Below are 17641 nucleotides of genomic sequence, written 5' to 3'. Positions count from 1 at the left end.
GGTGCAAAAGGTGCTCAGACTCGACCTGGTCAGCCATGGCATGACCGAGGCGATGCGCAAGGCACGTTTTCCGGTGGACGAATCGCTCACCGAGGCGGGTCGCCGGGCGATGTCGGGATGCGGACCGTTGACAGCTCCGCGGGTGCTCACCGGACCCGAACGCCGGACCATCGAGACCGCCGCTCTGCTCGGCTTGCCGGGCAAGGAGGACAGCCGTCTGCGCGACCTGGACGCGGGCGCCTGGCGCGGCGGGGAACTCATGTCGGTACCCCAGGACGAGCTGTACGCGTGGCTCACCGATCCGGAGTTCCGCGGGCACGGCGGCGAGTCCGTGGTGGACGTGATCGAGCGGACCAGACTGTGGATGGCCGAGGTCGCCGCCCAGGCCGTGTCCACCATCGCGGTGACCCACCCGGCGGTCATCCGGGCCGCTCTGCTGGTGACCCTGGACGCCCCGCCGAAATCGTTCTGGCGCATCGATATCCCGCCCGGAAGCGTGACCCGCCTGCACTATCGCGGCGAATGGACACTGCACTTCACGGCCTGAGGCCGGTCGAAGGATCCGAGCGGGGTGGCATTCCGGCGTAGTCCGGCTAGTGTCTGAGACTATGAGTAACAACAATGGGCCGCAGCGCCGCGGCCTGGCCATCGGATGCGGTGGCACCGTGGGGGCCGCGTGGATCGTCGCCGCGTTGGCCGCCGCGCACGATGTGCTCGACTGGGATCCGCGCGAGGCCGACGTGCTGATCGGCACCTCAGCGGGCGCGGAGGCGGTGACGATGCTGGGCAGCGGCGTCTCGGTCGACGAGCTGGTCGCCATGCAACGCGGCAGCTCCACCGATCCGATCTTGCGCGAGCACGGGGAAACCGAACCGGGGCGTTTTCCTCCATTGCCGCGCCCACGGCTCGGCTCACCGCGGCTGCTCCTGCGGCGCCACGAGCCGGGGCAGGCACTGCTGTCCGCGGGAAGCGGGCTGCTGCCGATCGGCGGCGGTGACCCCGGCTGGTTGCAGCGGCTGGCCGAAAAACTCAACCCGGGCCGCTCGTGGGTACCGCATCCGGCAACCCGCTTGGTGGCAATGGACTACGAGACCGGACAGCGGGTGGCGTTCGGTTCGCCGGACGCACCCGACGCGACCATCGGAGAAGCGCTGCGGGCGTCGTGGGCGATCCCCGGCTGGTTCCCGCCGGTCACGATCGCCGGACGGCGTTTCGTCGACGGCGGCGCGGGCTCCACCGCATCGGTGGACCTGCTCGCCCGCGAAAAGCTCGACGAGGTGCTCGTGCTCGCCCCGATGGCCTCGGCGGGACGGATTCCCGCGACCGGTGTGGGTCATCTGCTGGAGCGGCAGATGCGCAATCGCATGAGCGCCGGGCTCGACGCCGAGATCGTGCGGTTGCGCGCCGCGGGAACCAAGGTCCTCTTCGTGGGCGCCACCGCCGACGATCTCGCGGTGATGGGCGCAAACTTCATGGACGGCCGTCGCCGTCTCGCCACTTTCGAACACAGCCTGCGCAGCACTCGCCGCGCGCTCGAACAAGGAGCCTTCGAATGAGCATTCTCGGAACCGGTTATCCCGGCATCGACCTGCGTGCGGCTACGGTCCTGATCACCGGCGGCGGCCGCGGCATCGGCCGAGCCACCGCGGAATTGTTCGCCGCCAAAGGATCTCGGGTCGTGCTCGCGGACGTGGACAAGCCCGCCGCCGAAGCGGCCGCCGCCGCGATCGGCGGGGTCGCCTACGAACTGGACGTGCGCTCGCGCGGTCAGTGGGACACCGTGATCGACGCGGTGGGTGCGGTCGACATCCTGGTCAACAACGCGGGCGTCATGCCGGCGGGCGCGTTCCTGGACGAGCCGGACGTGGTCGGCCAGGCCACGCTGGATATCAACGTGTGGGGCCTCATCCACGGCATGCGGGCCGCCGCGCCGAGCATGATCGAGCGTGGCCGCGGCCATATCGTCAACGTCGCCTCGCTGGCGGGCAAGGTCCCGATCCCAGGCCTCGCCGTCTACAACGCGAGCAAGTTCGCGGCCGTCGGTCTCTCGGCGGCCACGCGTCTGGAGTTCGCCGAACACGGCGTCAGCGTCAGCTGCGTCCTGCCGTCGGCGGTGCGCACCCGTCTCTCCTCGGGCCTGGCGCTCGGCCACGGCATGCCGACCGTCGACCCGGAGGACGTCGCCGCCGCGATCGTGCGCACCTGTGGGACTCGCAAAGCCGAAGTGGCCGTGCCGAATTACCTCGGTCCGGTGGACATCGCGCTGGCCGCGGCGCCGGAACGTGCGGTGCGTCTGGTCCGCAGGCTGTTCGACGGCGACCGCGCGCTGCATCCCGCGGACGAGAAGACCCGCGGGGAATACGAGCGGCAGGTCCGCTCCATCAGCTGAGGAATGAACAGCGGCCCGGGAGACCGTCTCCCGGGCCGCTGCTCGTCAGTGGTCAGCAGTTCGTCGTCGCGGGTTCACCGCGGAACCTGGACTCGACGTAGTTCCACGCGTCCGTGAATCCGGCGACCGCCGCGGTCATGTGCTCGGAGATGTCATAGGTGTGGAACTGCACCGGCGCACCTGCCTTGCAGTACCGGTCGGCGACCTCGGCGACGGGCCCGTGGAAGGTCAGCGTGTCGAATCGGCCCTGCCAGAGATAGGTGGGAACGGTCGGCACACCTTGGAAATGGCGAAGGCTGTTCTCCCGCAGCACAGTCCGCGCTTCCTGGCTGTCCATCAGGCTCTTGGTCGCCGCCATCTGCTCGGCACTGCGGAAGGCGCCGTGGAAGAGCAGGAACCGGCGGCAGGCGTCGTGCGTGAATTCCCGGAACCACAGGCCGTTCTCGTTGAGCTGATCGGAGACCGGCAGCCGGTCCGGGTACTCGCGCTCCAGTCCCATAGCCGCGGCGAACGCGAGCCCGAAGCCGGGGTGCGGCTCGAAGCCGAGCGCGAGCGCCATCTCCTCGAGGTCGGCGGGGATGCCGCCGGCCACGGCCGCGGTGAGGCGCAGATCCGGCGCGTAGCTGGGTTGCAGCGCGGCGGCCCAGGCAGTGGCCATGCCGCCGCCGGAATAGCCCGCGATGGCGACCGGGGAGTCGCGCAGACCGAGCTCGGCGACCTTCTGCACGGCCTTGACGCTGTCGAGCGTCATCATGCCGCCCAGCCGCGCCGCTCCATAGGCGGAGGTGGGGCCGAGGTAGTCCGGCAGCGAGATCGCCCAGCCGCGACCGACGGGCAGCATCGCGCCGACCGCATCCTGCAATTCGCCGTTGAACAGCGAACGCGACGGGTTGCACTGGGTGCCAAGGGAATTGATCAACGCTTGGTAGGAGACCAGCGGCGGGTTCCGGACGCCGACGGGCAGCAGGACGGTCGTGACGCCCATGACCGGCTTGCCCTGCGAGTTGGTCGACCGGAACGCCACCTGCCAGCCCTCGGTCCCCAGGTAGAGGCCGGTGTCGATCCTGCGCGTCCGCACTACGTCGCCGGGTGTGAGGGCCGCCAGGTCCGGCGGCGCGGTGTAGAACGGATCAGGATCGGGAGTGGGATAGAGCGGCTGAGCCGTCGCCGGGAGGCCGAGCAGGCCGACCGAGATGACGCTCAACAGCAGCAAGATCGCGATCCGGAACGGAATTCTGGACACGGTTTTCCTTCGAAAGTCAGCCGCCATCGCACCGGCGCACGGCAGTCATGCCGCGGCGTCGGCGCTTCGGGCGGACCGGCACTGCACGGAAAGCCGTGGCGAACCACCTCGTTCACCACGGGAAGAACAGAAGGAATCACCGCTACCGGCTGTGGGCCGATCGCGGCGAACTGGTGCACCCTCCTTCTGCTCCGGGACCGCCGGTGGCCGCGGAGGCGACACCATCCGCTGCGAAAATAGCGTCGAAACGAGCGCGGTGGCGAAAGAGAAACGACGAAAGGGACAATTCACAACACGCGCGGCGTGGGTTTCGACAAGATCACTATTGAGCGGTCGTCCCCCGGCCAGGTACGCCGACCGGGCGCGCGGCTCACGCGAGACTGAGCACCGTCCGATTGCCCAGTGGTCGTTCCAGATCGACCACGACCACGCCGTACTCGCGCTTCTGCTCCGGGCCCGCGCCCTGGCATGGCGGCATGCCGCGGTGCAGGCCACGGATCAGCCGCACACCGACCAGCTCGGCCGATTCCTCGACCCGCGCGGTGAAGCCGATGCTCGGGCAGCCGACCGGTCCGGGGATGTGGATCGCGAGCTTGTTCGTGCCGTCGTCGATGTCGTACTCCGAGAAGGCCATCGCCGCACTGGGCTCCAGATCTGCCGCATGTGGAAGGACGACCATCGTTCCGCCCGAGTAGCTGCGGGAACCCGGGTCGGCCTTGGTTCCGGGCACCGCCACGCCGGTCGGGTCCCGTGCGGAGGTGACGCCAGGATCCGCGGGCGGCGCCTGCTGCCCGCACGCGGTCAACGCCCACAGCGCGGCCGCCGCGACGACCGCCGCGCGCCTCCTGCGCATACCCATCTCTCCACCTTCACACAGGTGCGGACCCGCGTGGGGGAGCAACGCGGTGTGGCGTGGCCACCTCTCCACCCGGCCGGGACGCCCTGTGGGCGTCGTCACAAATTACCTTGCATCGTGCATAGGCGGTGCTCATTATGAACTCCTTGGATTGGGCACAATGCTCAGTCCGTCACGTATAGGTTGTGCGACCAGATCTTTAGAGACACGATGTCGGCACTAAGTGCACAACGATGCGAGGCGCTCGACCGGTGCCGAGCGGACGGGTGGATCTGTATGACCGAGCTCGCTGACCGCGATCTGATCGCAGCTCCCTATGACCTTGCCGACCGTTACCGCGTCGGCGCGGCGACGGTTGTCCTCACCGGTGTCCAGGCCATCGCCCGGCAGCTGGTCGAGCAGCACGTGCGTGATCTGCGGGCGGGCCGGCGAGTCGGCACGTTCGTATCCGGGTATCAGGGCAGTCCGCTCGGTGGCGTCGACAAGATGCTGGCCGGGATGCCGGATGTCCTCGCCGAGCACGACATCACGTTCATTCCCGGATTGAACGAGGAACTGGCCGCGACCTCGGTGTGGGGCAGCCAGGCCGACCTGCCCGCGGGTACCGCCACGCACGACGGCGTCGTCGGTGTCTGGTACGGCAAGGGGCCGGGGCTGGACCGGGCGACCGACGCGTTGCGCCACGCCAACATGTACGGCGCGAACGCGCGCGGCGGTGTGCTGCTGCTGGTCGGCGACGATCCGGCGTCGAAGTCCTCCACCGTGCCCGCGGTGAGCGAGCGCTCGCTGGCGGCGATGAACATCCCGGTGCTGTTTCCCCGCAACGCCCGCGAAATCATCACCATGGGCCTGCACGGCGTGGCCCTGTCGCGTGCCTCGGGATGCCTCGTGGCGCTCAAGATCGTCGCCGATGTCGCCGACGGCGCCTGGACCGTCGACGGCTCGGTCGGCGACATCGACATGGTGGTGCCCGAGATCGACTGGGAAGGCCGGCCATTCAGCTACCGGCAGCGTCCCATGGCCGCGCCCGCGGACAGCCTGCTCGCGGAGGCGGACCTCTACGGCCCGCGCTGGGAATTGGTCAAGGCATACAGCACGCGCAACGGGTTGGACGTGATCGAGGTGTACCCGGACCGTGCCGCCGTTGGGATCGCCGCCACTGGAACGACTTTCGACGCGGTACGGCAAGCGCTGATCGACCTCGGCGCGGATGACGACGCGTTGCGCGCCGCCGGAATTCGACTGTTGCGCATCGGCATGCCGTATCCCATTGCGCCCGACCGTGTCCGGGAGTTCGCCGCGGGCCTCTCGCGGCTGATCGTCGTCGAGGACAAGACCGCCTTCATCGAAACCCAGATCCGGGACATCCTGTACGGCACACCCGGCGCCCCCGAAATCGTCGGCAAGCGTGACACGTCCGGCCGCTCCCTGTTCGGCCAGGACGGCGAACTGACCTCCGGGCGCATCGCCGGCCCGCTGCGCCGCGCGCTCGACGGCTATCTCGAGTTGAAACGCCCGCTGCCTCAGCCGTTGTCGCTGGACGTCCTGCCCGCGAAGCGTGCGGCCTACTTCTGTAGCGGCTGCCCGCACAACCGCTCGACCGCCGTCCCCGAAGGCTCGCTGGCGGGCGGCGGCATCGGCTGTCACACCATGGTGACCATGTCGGGTCGCGCCGACAGCAAGGTCACCGGGCTGACCCAGATGGGCGGCGAAGGCACGCAATGGATCGGTCAGGCCCCGTTCACAGACGTGGGGCATCTGTTCCAGAACATCGGCGACGGCACCTATTTCCACTCCGGCCAGCTCGCCGTGCAGGCGTGCGTCGCCGCGGGCGTGAACATCACCTTCAAGCTGCTGCACAACGACGTCGTCGCGATGACCGGCGCGCAGCACGCCGAGGGTGCGCTCACCGTGCCGATGCTCACCCACAAGCTCACGACCGAAGGCGTGCGCCGGATCATCGTCTGCGCCGACGAGCCCCAGCGCTACCGCAAGCGCGATCTCGCCCCGGGCACCCTGCTCTGGCACCGGGACCGGCTCGACGAAGCGCAGCGCATCCTGCGCGAGGTGCCCGGCGTCACGGTGCTCATCTACGACCAGCACTGCGCCGCCGACGCCCGGCGGCAGCGCAAACGCGGAACGCTGCCGGTGCGGCGCACCAGGGTGGTCATCAACGAGGCGGTGTGTGAGGGCTGTGGGGACTGCGGGGTGCAGAGCAACTGTCTCTCGGTTCAGCCGGTGGACACCGAATTCGGTCGCAAGACCCGGATCGACCAGACCTCCTGCAACACCGACTACAGCTGCCTGAACGGTGACTGTCCTTCGTTCGTCACGGTCGAGTTGCCCGATCCGGCGAATGCGAACAAGCGCACGGGTATTCGCCGCCCAGAGCCGCCGCGAGTGCCCGACCTTCCCCATGCGGCGCCGGCCTCGACACAGAACGTCTTCCTCGCGGGCATCGGCGGAACCGGCATCGTGACCGTCAACCAGGTGCTGGCCACCGCGGCGATGCGCGCCGGATACGAGGTCGCGAGCCTGGATCAGATCGGCTTGAGTCAGAAGGCGGGTCCGGTGGTATCTCATCTCCGGTTCGCGCTCGGCGAGCTGGAACCGGCGAACCGGCTGGCCCCCGCCTCCGCCGACTGCGTCGTCGCCTTCGACCTGCTCGCTGCCACCGACAACAAGAATCTCGCCTACGGCTCGCGGACGGCCACCGTCGCGGTGGCGTCGACCAGCAAGACGCCGACCGGCGACATGGTCTACGACAAGTCGGTGTCCTATCCGGACGCGCGGCTGCTGCTGAACCGCCTGGAGCAGGTGTCGCGCTCGGTGCACTCTTTCGACGCGCTGGCCGCGGCCGAAGCATTGTTCGGCAACACCGCCGCCGCCAACTTCCTCCTGATCGGCGCGGCTTACCAGGTCGGCGGCCTGCGGCTGCCCGCTGCGGCGATCGAGGAGGCGATCGAGATCAACGGCGTCGCGGTCGCCGCGAACATCGCCGCGTTCCGCTGGGGCCGCGTCGCGGTGGCGCGGCCGGACGAGTTCGCCGCGGCCACCGCACGACAGCGCCGGCCGAAACCCGGAACCGAGGTTCCGGCAGAGCTTTTCGATGGATTCACCGCGATGGGAGAGACCCGGCGGCTGGTCGAATTGCGTGCCGGGGAATTGATCGGATTCCAGAGCGTCCGGCTCGCTCGCAGGTACGTGGCCGCCGTGCAACGGGTTTGGGAAGCGCAGAGCCGGGTCGGTGACCGCACCGAGTTCAGCGAACAGGTGGCGCGCGGGCTGTACAAGTTCACCGCGTACAAAGACGAGTACGAGGTGGCGCGCAGGCTCACCGATCCGGCCTTCCTGGACGACGTCGCCGCCCAGCTGCCCGACGGTGCGAACCTGACCTACCGGCTGCACCCGCCGATCCTGCGCGCCATGGGCCGGGACAAGAAGATCGGCATCGGCCCACGCGGCCACTTCGCACTGCGCCTGCTGGCCAAGGGGAAGCGACTGCGCGGTACCAAGTTCGATCCGTTCGGCTACGCCCACGTGCGCCGCGTCGAGCGTGCCTTGCGCGACCACTACCTCGAGATGGTGACCACCCTCGCCGACACCCTCGACGCGGCGAACTACGACCGTGCCGTGGAGGCCGCGGGCCTGGCCGATCTCGTCCGGGGCTACGAGGACATCAAGCTCGCCAACGTGGAGCACTACTGCGACCGCCTGCGTGAGCTGGGCATCCAACCGCCTCTGAGCTAGCCGCGGAGGCGGGTGCCTGCCGTGACCTACTGGCTTGCGGTGATGGCGGCGACGTCGAGCCGGGCCAGCCGGTCCGGGTCGGCGAGAATGTCGATTTCGGCGATCCGCCCGGCCACGACGGTGAAGCCGATCACCGACATGAGCACGCCGTCGAGCGTGCTGACCAGTCCGGCAGCTCCGTTGACCAGGGCTGTGTGGGTCGTGTAGCTGGTGGCCATGCGCTGGAAGGTTTCGGCCTGTCCGGCTACTGCCGCGCCGCCGCGGATGACGCGCATTCCACCGGGGATGGTGGCCGCTCCGGCGTCCGCGCGCAGGATCACATCGGGGTCGAGGATCGCTACCAGTGCGTCGATGCTGCCGTCGCGGGCGGCAGCGAGGAAGGCATCGACGATTCGGTGCTGGCGCGGCAGGTCCGGGTCGGGGATCGGCGCCTTGCCCTGCACTCGGCGACGAGCCTGGCTGGCGAGTTTCTTCACGGTCTTCGGGGTGCGGTCCACGATCGGGGCGATCTGGTCGTAGGGCATCGCGAACATGTCATGGAGGACGAACGCCAGCCTTTCGGCGGGGCTGAGCGATTCGAGCACCACCAGCAGAGCCATGCCGACCGAATCGGCCAGCAGGGCCTGTTGCTCCGGCTCGTTGTCGCGGCTGATCACCGGGTCGGGCAACTGCTGGACCTCCAGCGATTCCACCGGGTGTGCGCGACGCGAGCGCAGCATGTCCAGGCACACCCGGCCGACCACTGTCGTCAGCCAGCCGCCGAGGTTGCCGATCTCGGCCGCATCCGAGCGCGCCAGCCGCAACCATGCCTCTTGCACCGCGTCCTCGGCTTCGGCCAGTGAGCCGAGCATCCGGTAGGCCACCGCCTGCAGATGTGTTCGGTGCGTCTCGAACTGGCCGGCGAGGTAGTCGGATTCGTTCACCTGTGGTCACGCCTCTCGTTTTTCGGTCTCCGAGATATTGACGAATCGGCGCGGGCGATCGTGACCGCGACCGCCGGGCTCGGCCGCGGTTACGTCTGTCGGCCGCGGTTCGTCAGTGCAGTGGACCGTCCGAATCGACGGGCACCGGCTACCACCCGGAAACGGAGTATCACCACCATGTCACGCAAACTTTTCACTCGCTCCAAGGTGCGCACGATCGCATACTGGGGCGCCACCGCTGTTCTCGTAGCCGAGACGCTGTACGGCGCGTATTGGGACCTTTCGCGCGTCGACTATGTGCGGCAGGTGTTCGATCGGCTCGAATATCCGATGTATTTCGCGACGATCCTGGGCGCGGCGAAGCTGGCCGCGGTGGCCGCCGTTTTGACTCCCGGCGCTCCCCGGTTGAAGGAATGGGCCTACGCCGGATTGACCTACATCTACAGCGGTGCGACCCTCTCGCATCTCCTCGCCGGTGACGGGGTTTCCGGATCGATGATGCCGGTGCCTTTCCTCGCCGCTGGACTGCTGTCGTGGGCGTTCAGTTCGCAGTCGCAGCGCGAATCGAAGCTTTGGACGAATTCCCCTGCATTCACCGGAATTTCCGCTCGCGCATAGCGGCCGGCCGAGTATCGGGCCGCACTGTCCCGCTGAAGCATTCCCCCCAACGCAACCGACCGCGCAGGAACACGCGTGCGTGGTAACCGAGAACGAGATCAGGAGCTCGAACCATGAACAGTATCGAAGTACACGGCGCCGTCGCCGAGGGATTCGAGGCGGTGCGGACCGAATTCGCCGCCGTCGTAGCCGAGGAGAACGGTGAGTCGGGCGCGCAGCTAGCTGCGTTCCTGCGGGGCCGGCTGGTCGTCGATCTCTGGGCCGGACCGGATATCACCGGCGATACGCTGACCGGTCTGCACTCGTCCACCAAGGGCGCCTCCGCACTGACCGTCGCGCTGCTCGTGCAGGACGGGGTGCTCGATCTCGACGAGCCCATCGCCGCGCGCTGGCCGGAATTCGGTGCGGCTGGAAAGCAGCACATCACCGTGCGGGATGTGCTGACCCATCGCGCCGGCGTCATCGGTGTGGACGCCGGATTCACCGTGGCCGAACTCGCCGACGAGCGGGTGATCGTAGAGCGCCTGGTGGGACAGCGGCCGTACTTCCGGCCGGGCACCGCGCAAGGCTACGGCGGCTTCGTCACCTTTGCCATCGTCGGCGAGGTGGTACGGCGGATCACCGGCCGCACCATTCAGCAATTGTTCGAGGAACGTATTCGCGCACCCTACGGGCTCGACGTGTATCTCGGACTACCCGAGGAACAGGACTTCCGCTATCGGGAAATCCTGCCCTGGGCGGCGACTCCGGAGATGGAGGCGGCGTTCACGGCGAATTCGCCTGGCCCGTATAGTATTCCGGGCATCGCGTACAACCTGAACGCCCGCGGATTCGCCCCGGCCGACATCATGACGCTGCCGAACGATGTCCGGCTGCGACGTCTCGGCCAGGGCTCCGGCGGTGGGGTGGGCAGCGCCCGGGGGCTGGCCGCCATGTACGCCGCGGCGATCTCCGGGATCGACGGGCACCCACCGTTGCTCGAGCTGGACACCATCGCCGAGATCGCCACCATCCACTCCAGCGGAGCGGATCTGGTCCGCGGCGACCGGGCGCCCTACGCCGTCGGTTTCGAGGCGAAGGGCTTGATGCATCGGTTCCTCGGCGCGCACGCCTTCGGCCACACCGGGTCCGCGGGGTCGGACGGATTCGCCGACCCGCACAGCGGCGTAACCTATGGCTATACCCGCCGCCGTGCCGCGTTCGCCTTCAACGCCCCCGAAAACGATCGTCTCGCGGCCGTGATCCACCATGCGGCCGCCGCCACCCATCAGTCACGACCCGTTGGTCGTTCCGATCGATAGCAAGGCAGCAGATGGATCTGTTCAGCGAAGAATTCCGCGACAACCCGTACCCCGGGTACGCGTGACTGCGCGAGCAGTCACCAGTGCACAAAGCGCACGGTCCCATGGGCGTCGAGGTGTGGTTGATCACCCGCTACGAGGAAGCGAGAGCCGCGCTCAACGACCCACGACTGTCCAAGGATCCCCGCAATGCCCCGGTGTGGATGCGCGACCTCGGTCTCGTCACCGACGACGGTGGGCGAGTCGGCCTCAACATGCTTGCCGCCGACCCGCCCACGCACACCCGCCTGCGTAAACTCGTCTCCAAAGCGTTCACCCGCCGCCGCATCGACGATCTGCGACCCCGGGTCCAGGAGATCACCGACACGCTGATCGACGCCATGCCGGTGGCGGAGGTCGACCTCATCGCCGCCCTGGCCTTCCCACTGCCGATCATCGTGATCTGCGAGCTCCTCGGTGTGTCTGCGCAGGACCGGGACTCGTTCCGCGTCTGGAGCCAAGCGCTCACCGCGCCGCCGCTCACACCCGACGGTCTGCAAGCCATGCGGCAGGCCAGGCAGGACATCGGCGGCTACCTGACCGATCTGATCGCGCGTAGGCGGTCACAGACCGAATCGACCCTCGGCATCGATGACCAGCCCGACCTGGTGAGCGCCCTTGTCGCCGCCGATGAGCACGACCGGCTCTCCGAGCAGGAATTGCTCGGCACGCTGCAATTGCTCCTCGTCGCCGGACACGAGACAACCGTGAACCTGATCGGCAACGGAATGCTCGCCTTGCTGCGCCACCCCGACCAGCTGGCGCTGCTGCGCGCGCAACCCGAACTGCTACCCGGAGCTGTCGACGAGTTGCTGCGTTATGACGGCCCGGTTGAACGAGCAACGCCGCGATACGCGACGGAGAACATCGACGTGGGCGAGACGACCATACCGGCGGGCAGCGTGGTCTCCATAGCCCTGGCCTCGGCCGACCGGGATCCCGATCACACGCCGGCGGCGAACGAACTCGACATCACGCGCACCGGTCACGGCAACGTGGCGTTCGGCCACGGCATCCACTACTGCCTGGGTGCCCCGCTCGCACGAATCGAGGGGCAGATCGCCATAGGCACACTGCTGCATCGGTTTCCGGACCTGGCGCTGGCCCGGCCGCTGGAAGACTTGCAGTGGAAATACGGCGGCCCCGCCGACATCTTCCGCGGCCTCGAAACTCTGCCCCTGCGCTTGCGCTGATACCGTCCGGGGCCGGACGACCCCGATGACGCGGCCGGGACGAGGCGGACGATGCCTCGCCCCGGCCGCGACACCTACACGGTTGTCAGCAGCTGTCACCGTGGACGAAGTTGTACACCGGATTTCCCGGCACACAGTCGGGTCTGGCGACCGGAGCGTCACGCCAGGCCGACGAACTCCTCGCCGGCACCGCGGCACTGCTCTCCGCGTCTCTCACCGGTTGATGCGCCGCGGAAATCGCGGGCAACCGCGGTCCTCGTCCTAGGCGTAGCCGGTCACCTTGCCGATCCACTCGATGAAGTCCTCCGGGTCTTCATTGCTGCCGTGCCCCGCGTCCCAATACATGGCGGCGTCGACGTCGTCGCCCAGGTTCTCGAGTCCGGCGGCGAGATTGCCCACGATGGTCAGCGAGGTGTCGGTGTCATTGGTGCCGACGCGAATCCACCAATGCTCGGCCCGTGCGGGATTCGGCTGCTCCAGGAAGTGCATCGGATTCATCATGGTGATCTTCTCGGGCAGGTCGCGGTCGAGTCGGGCGCCTGGGTCGCCGGTCGCGCGCCGCAGGCTGTACGGGGTGAAGTGCCTGGCCCTGGTGGTTCCCGCACCGAACAGGTTGTTCTCTCCCGACGACAGGTCGAACGCATCGAACGCCGGGGCGTTCTTCTTTCGCTGTCCCACGTGAACGAGAAAGTCCTGCCATGGGAACTCCGCTCGATCGCCCGCCCACGTGATCCACGTGTTGTCGGCCAGGTAGCCGGATCGTTCGGCGCCGTTCAAATCCGTGAGATATGCGGTGGCGGCCGGTTCGAGGTAGGTACGCACGAGATACCGGCCGTAGTTGTCGGCCGTGATCGGCCCGAATCCGTCCTTCCCCTGAAGGCCGAGTGACGCCTGGTAATCGACGAACGCCCTGCTCAATTCCCGTGAGACGGTCGGGTCGAGTTCCCCGGAGCCCAGCGGGTTCGCGCCCCAATTCCATTCGTAGGCCATATCCGCGTGTTCGAGATCGGCGATGGGGCAGTAGCAGGCGCTCGCGAAGACGGCGTCACTGGCGTCCGCCGCCCCCAGCTCATCGAGGTACCGGTCGTACATCCGGCTGTCGCCCGACGCGCCCAGCAGTGCGGACAGCGCGCCGCCCGCACTGACCCCGGTGGTGACGATCCGGTCGGTGTTTCCCGGTACGCGACCGGAGTTGTGCCGCAGATACCGGACGGCGGCCTTCAGGTCGACGATGGCGGCAGGCGCGACGCCGTAGTACGTGCCGTCCTCGGCGACCAGCTCACGCCCGCGAGCGCCGGACTCCACCACGACATAACCCGCGACCAAGGCGAGGTCCGGGTTCCTGGACCGATCGCCGCCGTCGTCGATGCCATCGCCGCTCGTCACCGACGACGACAGGTATCCCCCGACCGAATTGCTGAAGAGAATGGGCGCCTTGCTCGCGTCGACCGGCGTTCCGTCGACTTCGACGGGAACGCTGATGTTCAGGCTCTGATACGCCTCGTCCACCGGTTCCGCGACGTAGACGATGCCCCGGTAGAAGCGATAGGTCACCTTCTTGTCGCGTTCGAAGGTGGCCACGGTCTTCGTCTCCACCGTGAACCCGTCCGGATCGAAGACCAAGGCGTCCACCGTGTTCCCGTCGGCCGGTCGTGAACAAGCGGCGCCGGCAATCGGCACGGCGGCCGCCGCGACACATCCCTTGAGCATTGCTCTGCGCTGCACAGCTATCTCCTTCGCGTACGTGGCAACTCATGGCGCGACGGGCGTCGGTGGAACTGTCGCTGGAATGAATCTGCTGGTATTCGGGGAGAACTGAGAGGGAAGGATATCGGTGCCAGACCTACCGTCCGCAAATGTGGGCCGCTGGGCGCGGCTGCGTCAACCAGCTCAGCGAGCTACTGGCTACCAGTTTGCTCGCTCGCCAGAACGAAACCAGCGAGCTGCGAGGACCTCACTCGGCCGTCAGTGCTCCGGCGTTTCCGGGGCCTTCTCACCGGGCCGTGTAGCCGGCGTTGTCGACGCATTGTCGTCTGATGTCGCGTTCGATGACGTTTTGGCGAGGTCCTTCGAGCGCTGGGCGCGTTTGTGCGCCTGCCAGGCCCAGGATGCCGGTGTGGCCATAGCTCCCGTCAAATGGCTCGCTGGTCGGCGTGGGACGACGCCGGTGCGCGGGTATCCGGCTGCTTCCGCCGTCTCGCCTTGCTGCCGCAGCAGAACCCCGAGGTTGAACATGGCGGACTGGTCGCCGGCGTCGGCGGCGCAGCGGTACCAAGCCGCTGCCTCATCCATTTCGCCTCGCTCGTGCAGCAGGGCCCCGAGGTTGAACATGGCGGGTATGTGGCCGGTGTCGGCGGCGCGGCGGTACGCGGTTTCCGCGTCATCGATTCTCCCTCGTTTCCGCAGCAGCACACCGAGATTGAAGACCGCGTTGGGGTCGCCGGTATCGGCGGCGCGGCGCCACCAGCTCTGCGCCTCGTCGGTTCGTCCGCGTTCGTACAGCAGGACCCCGAGGTTGAACATGGCGGAATGATCGCCGGCGTCGGCGGCCCGCCGGTACCAGGTCTGCGCGTCGTCGATTTTTCCTTGTTTCCGCAGCAGGACCCCGAGATTGGACATGGCGTTGAGGTCGCCGCCGCGGGCGGCACGCCACCACCAGGTCTGCGCGTTGTCGACTTGGCCGCGTTCGTACAGCAGGACCCCGAGGTTGAACATGGCGGACTGGTCGCCGGCGTCGGCGGCGCGGCGCCACCAGGTCTCCGCGTCCCCGGCTTGGCCGCGTTCGTACAGCACGATTCCGAGATTGAACATGGCGTTCCGGTCGCCGGCGTGGGCGGCCCGATGGCACAAGGCCTCTGTCTCGGTGAGATGCCCGCGGAAGTACGCGGTCAGTGCGGTGGAAACCAGGACATCGACATCGGCGTCGACGGTGGCCAGGTGCCAGAAGTCGTCGGGGATGGGGCGGGGGGAGTGGTGCTGTCCGTCGTCGGCGGCGACGAGGTAGTCGAATGGGCGGTATCCGCGGGATCGGTCGGGCAGCCGGTCGGTGAGCAATGCGGCGACACGTCCGATGCCCTCCGGCGGTGTGGAAGTCTCGACCGACATTCACCCCCGTATTGACCGAAGCAGGCGCGACGATCGCGTGCGCGGCGGGCCGGGCTACCGCCGCGCGTTCGGAGGGTGGGGCGGCTCCGGCGCCCCAGCGTGTATGGCGTCGACACGCAGCGTGCCGACGACAGAGGTGTCTTCGGCCACGAAAGCTGAACCGCTGGAGGTGACGTCGGTGATCTCGATGTCACCGGCGTGAACCCGAGTCAGTCGCACCCCCACCGTCTCAGCGGTTCGCGGCGCCTGCTCCTGGACCACCTGCAACAGGTAGCGCGCCGCCGCGAGAAGCTCCTGATCATCTTCCGCTCCGGCCTGTGCCAGCTCTTCGGCGAGGACCAGGCGCCGCGACGGAACATCCGGTCGTGATTCCACTACTGCGACATCCACCGACCGATACCGGTGCGCGATCAACCGCCGCAACGATTGATATGCGTCGACCACCGCCTGCTTGGCGGCGTCGGTCACGCCTGCCGTCGCACCGGCCGCCACCGCGACCGCCACCACTGTTGCCGGATCCACCCCTGAACCTCCCGCTCAGTACTACCTCGCCGCGTTCGGCGACAAGTTACCCACTTCCCGGTCGCCGCGGATGCCGTTCCGCTGCTGTAGAAATGGGTAAGATCCAGGCAAATGCAATTGCAAAAGTCCTTGCATATGTACTTGCATCCACCAGTCTTCGCGGTCAGGGTACACCTCGGCGCCGCGTTCAGCAGGCAATCGGAAACCGCGCCCACCGAGCCACATCTCGAAGCTGGTCCGGTTCCCGCCGCCGGGGATGATGCCGTGCCTCTCATCGGCGACCCCGGCGGAGGGCGCTCCCAACAGCAAGTGCACAAGGGATCTTGCGCTGGTCAGTGACCACGTAAAGCGGTGTCCCGGCAAATGCTCGTCGATCCCGGTCGCATAGTCCGGACGTCCTGCGGGAGATGTGGTGAGGTTCGCGCGGCGGTCACCGAGCGCCTTGCGGCGCCCGAGTCTACGGCCCGTCTCGGTCGGCTATACCGAGCACACGCTTGGCCCGCCGCAAGACGAGGCAGCGCGGGGAGCAGATGAGGTGGATTTCGAGGGCGCGCTCGGCTTGCCCCGGCGTGAGTCCGCCGGGATCGGCGAAGCAGTCGCCGATATTGGAGATGATCGATCGCATTTGTGGGTCAACCGACTCGCACCGGTTCGACAGCGTCATCGGCGAATCGACCACGGCCGATGGTAAGGGTGACCAAGCCGACATTGCCCGCCGTGGAAATCAGCGGACCGGCGACCGAGGCGAATTCGAAACCGCTCACCATGAGCACGCCGACGAAACCGAGGCTGTTGGCGAAGGCATTCGCGGCGAACGTTTGCCAGGTTTCTTCATGGGGTTTGGACCATGCGTGCCGGATCGTCGGCACGGTGGCGATGAGATTTGCGCAAACGGCGAATAATGCGCCGAAAGCCTTCTCGGACACGCCGACGGTCACCATGACACACACGATCGATGAAACCAGGCAAGCCCAGTCGATATTGTCTTCCGGTCGCAGACCGGACCCACGTGTAATGCCGGCGGCAATGACCGCGGCGTTCATGGCGGCCGCCGCGGCGTTGATGCCCGCGGCGAGATGCGCTCCCTCGAGATAGGCCACGACCGCGAATACGGTATTGGCCGTGCACCACGCCGCCCATGACGCGATGCGCGGCCGCGTGTCACCATCCAGTATTCCGCCCAGGTAGGCGATGACACCGTACAAGGAAATGCCGATGCTGAGACACGCCAAAGACGTGCTGACACTCCAGAAATCACTCACGCGAAAAATTCCTCACAGATTCTTTGCCCTGGTGTGCGGAGATGGCCGACATTGGCGATCGAATCGTCATACGAACACGCCGAAGGAGACAAGCCGGTGCGGCGATGGGAACCTGGCGTTGCCTTTGGGTAAACGCTTCGGGATGAATTGTCCGGGTGTGACTCGAAGTATCGTGACACGGTGGCCTGGGCGCCGCCAACCGAGGGCCGCGCTGTAACGATTTATTAACGCTCCATTTGCGGAATGGCCCAGCGATGGACCGGCAATGGACTATTCCTGCGAAGGTCCGGATGTGAGCCAGGTGACAGAGGTTCCGCGCGGAAGTGTCTGCGTCGCAGGAAGCGACAGTCATAAACATGACACGCTGTACCGGCTCCGGCCGTGCGGAGTCCGTAGCCGTCCGGGCTCCGGCACAGAAAAACGGTCCGGAACTGCGTGTT

The 17641-nt window shown here is 67.4% G+C and carries 15 protein-coding genes; 7 read left to right on the top strand and 8 right to left on the bottom strand.

Annotated elements, in window-relative coordinates:
• Position 1 precedes the first annotated feature (1 nt).
• The 3 genes from IU459_RS14490 to IU459_RS14480 all read left to right on the top strand — a co-directional run bounded on the left by IU459_RS14490 (position 2) and on the right by IU459_RS14480 (position 2389).
• The gene (locus IU459_RS14490; RefSeq protein WP_324198867.1) at positions 2 to 547 is read left to right on the top strand and encodes a histidine phosphatase family protein; all 546 of its coding nucleotides are present in this window, start codon (positions 2 to 4) and stop codon (positions 545 to 547) included.
• Positions 548 to 608: 61 nt separating this feature from the next.
• Positions 609 to 1556 (top strand): patatin-like phospholipase family protein, encoded by a 948-nt coding sequence (locus IU459_RS14485; protein WP_195130033.1) that lies wholly within the window; start codon positions 609 to 611, stop codon positions 1554 to 1556.
• The gene (locus IU459_RS14480; RefSeq protein WP_195130032.1) at positions 1553 to 2389 is read left to right on the top strand and encodes an SDR family NAD(P)-dependent oxidoreductase; all 837 of its coding nucleotides are present in this window, start codon (positions 1553 to 1555) and stop codon (positions 2387 to 2389) included. The genes IU459_RS14485 and IU459_RS14480 overlap by 4 nt, the downstream gene beginning before the upstream one ends.
• Before the next feature lie 52 nt (positions 2390 to 2441).
• On the opposite strand, the gene IU459_RS14475 is transcribed toward IU459_RS14480, so the two are convergent.
• Both IU459_RS14475 and IU459_RS14470 read right to left on the bottom strand, forming a co-directional pair.
• Positions 2442 to 3611: a lipase family protein gene (locus IU459_RS14475; RefSeq protein ID WP_440446493.1), complete on the bottom strand. Its 1170-nt coding sequence runs from the start codon at positions 3609 to 3611 to the stop codon at positions 2442 to 2444.
• Positions 3612 to 4002: 391 nt separating this feature from the next.
• A complete protein-coding gene (locus tag IU459_RS14470; RefSeq protein ID WP_195130030.1) occupies positions 4003 to 4491 on the bottom strand; it encodes a hypothetical protein in 489 nt (162 codons plus the stop codon).
• 273 nt (positions 4492 to 4764) lie between these two features.
• Between IU459_RS14470 and IU459_RS14465 the strand changes: the two genes are divergently transcribed.
• A complete protein-coding gene (locus IU459_RS14465; RefSeq protein ID WP_195130098.1) occupies positions 4765 to 8238 on the top strand; it encodes an indolepyruvate ferredoxin oxidoreductase family protein in 3474 nt (1157 codons plus the stop codon).
• Between the two features lie 26 nt (positions 8239 to 8264).
• Here the strand turns inward: IU459_RS14465 and IU459_RS14460 are convergent, their stop codons facing one another.
• A complete protein-coding gene (locus IU459_RS14460) occupies positions 8265 to 9161 on the bottom strand; it encodes a sigma-70 family RNA polymerase sigma factor (RefSeq protein ID WP_195130029.1) in 897 nt (298 codons plus the stop codon).
• Between the two features lie 177 nt (positions 9162 to 9338).
• Between IU459_RS14460 and IU459_RS14455 the strand changes: the two genes are divergently transcribed.
• The 3 genes from IU459_RS14455 to IU459_RS39660 all read left to right on the top strand — a co-directional run bounded on the left by IU459_RS14455 (position 9339) and on the right by IU459_RS39660 (position 12312).
• Positions 9339 to 9779 carry a DoxX family protein gene (locus IU459_RS14455; RefSeq protein WP_195130028.1) on the top strand — a complete coding sequence of 147 codons (441 nt, stop codon included), beginning with the start codon at positions 9339 to 9341 and terminating at the stop codon, positions 9777 to 9779.
• A gap of 113 nt (positions 9780 to 9892) precedes the next feature.
• The gene (locus IU459_RS14450; RefSeq protein WP_195130027.1) at positions 9893 to 11080 is read left to right on the top strand and encodes a serine hydrolase domain-containing protein; all 1188 of its coding nucleotides are present in this window, start codon (positions 9893 to 9895) and stop codon (positions 11078 to 11080) included.
• Positions 11081 to 11163: 83 nt separating this feature from the next.
• On the top strand, positions 11164 to 12312 hold the full coding sequence (locus IU459_RS39660) for a cytochrome P450 family protein (RefSeq protein ID WP_324198866.1): 1149 nt from the start codon (positions 11164 to 11166) through the stop codon (positions 12310 to 12312).
• 261 nt (positions 12313 to 12573) lie between these two features.
• Here the strand turns inward: IU459_RS39660 and IU459_RS14440 are convergent, their stop codons facing one another.
• From IU459_RS14440 to IU459_RS14420, 5 genes are all read right to left on the bottom strand, one after another.
• Entirely contained in the window at positions 12574 to 14037 is a 1464-nt protein-coding gene (locus tag IU459_RS14440; RefSeq protein ID WP_195130026.1) for a subtype B tannase, read from the bottom strand.
• Between the two features lie 240 nt (positions 14038 to 14277).
• Complete coding sequence (locus IU459_RS14435) at positions 14278 to 15417, bottom strand: SEL1-like repeat protein (protein WP_195130025.1); 1140 nt, start codon at positions 15415 to 15417, stop codon at positions 14278 to 14280.
• Between the two features lie 54 nt (positions 15418 to 15471).
• The gene (locus tag IU459_RS14430; protein ID WP_195130024.1) at positions 15472 to 15939 is read right to left on the bottom strand and encodes a hypothetical protein; all 468 of its coding nucleotides are present in this window, start codon (positions 15937 to 15939) and stop codon (positions 15472 to 15474) included.
• 457 nt (positions 15940 to 16396) lie between these two features.
• A complete protein-coding gene (locus IU459_RS14425; protein ID WP_195130023.1) occupies positions 16397 to 16564 on the bottom strand; it encodes a hypothetical protein in 168 nt (55 codons plus the stop codon).
• Between the two features lie 7 nt (positions 16565 to 16571).
• Positions 16572 to 17201 carry a hypothetical protein gene (locus IU459_RS14420; protein WP_195130022.1) on the bottom strand — a complete coding sequence of 210 codons (630 nt, stop codon included), beginning with the start codon at positions 17199 to 17201 and terminating at the stop codon, positions 16572 to 16574.
• Positions 17202 to 17641 lie beyond the last annotated feature (440 nt).

The sequence above is a fragment of the Nocardia amamiensis genome (assembly GCF_015477605.1).
Taxonomy (GTDB): Bacteria; Actinomycetota; Actinomycetes; order Mycobacteriales; family Mycobacteriaceae; genus Nocardia; species Nocardia amamiensis_A.
This window is presented reverse-complemented; position numbering and strand designations above follow the sequence as displayed.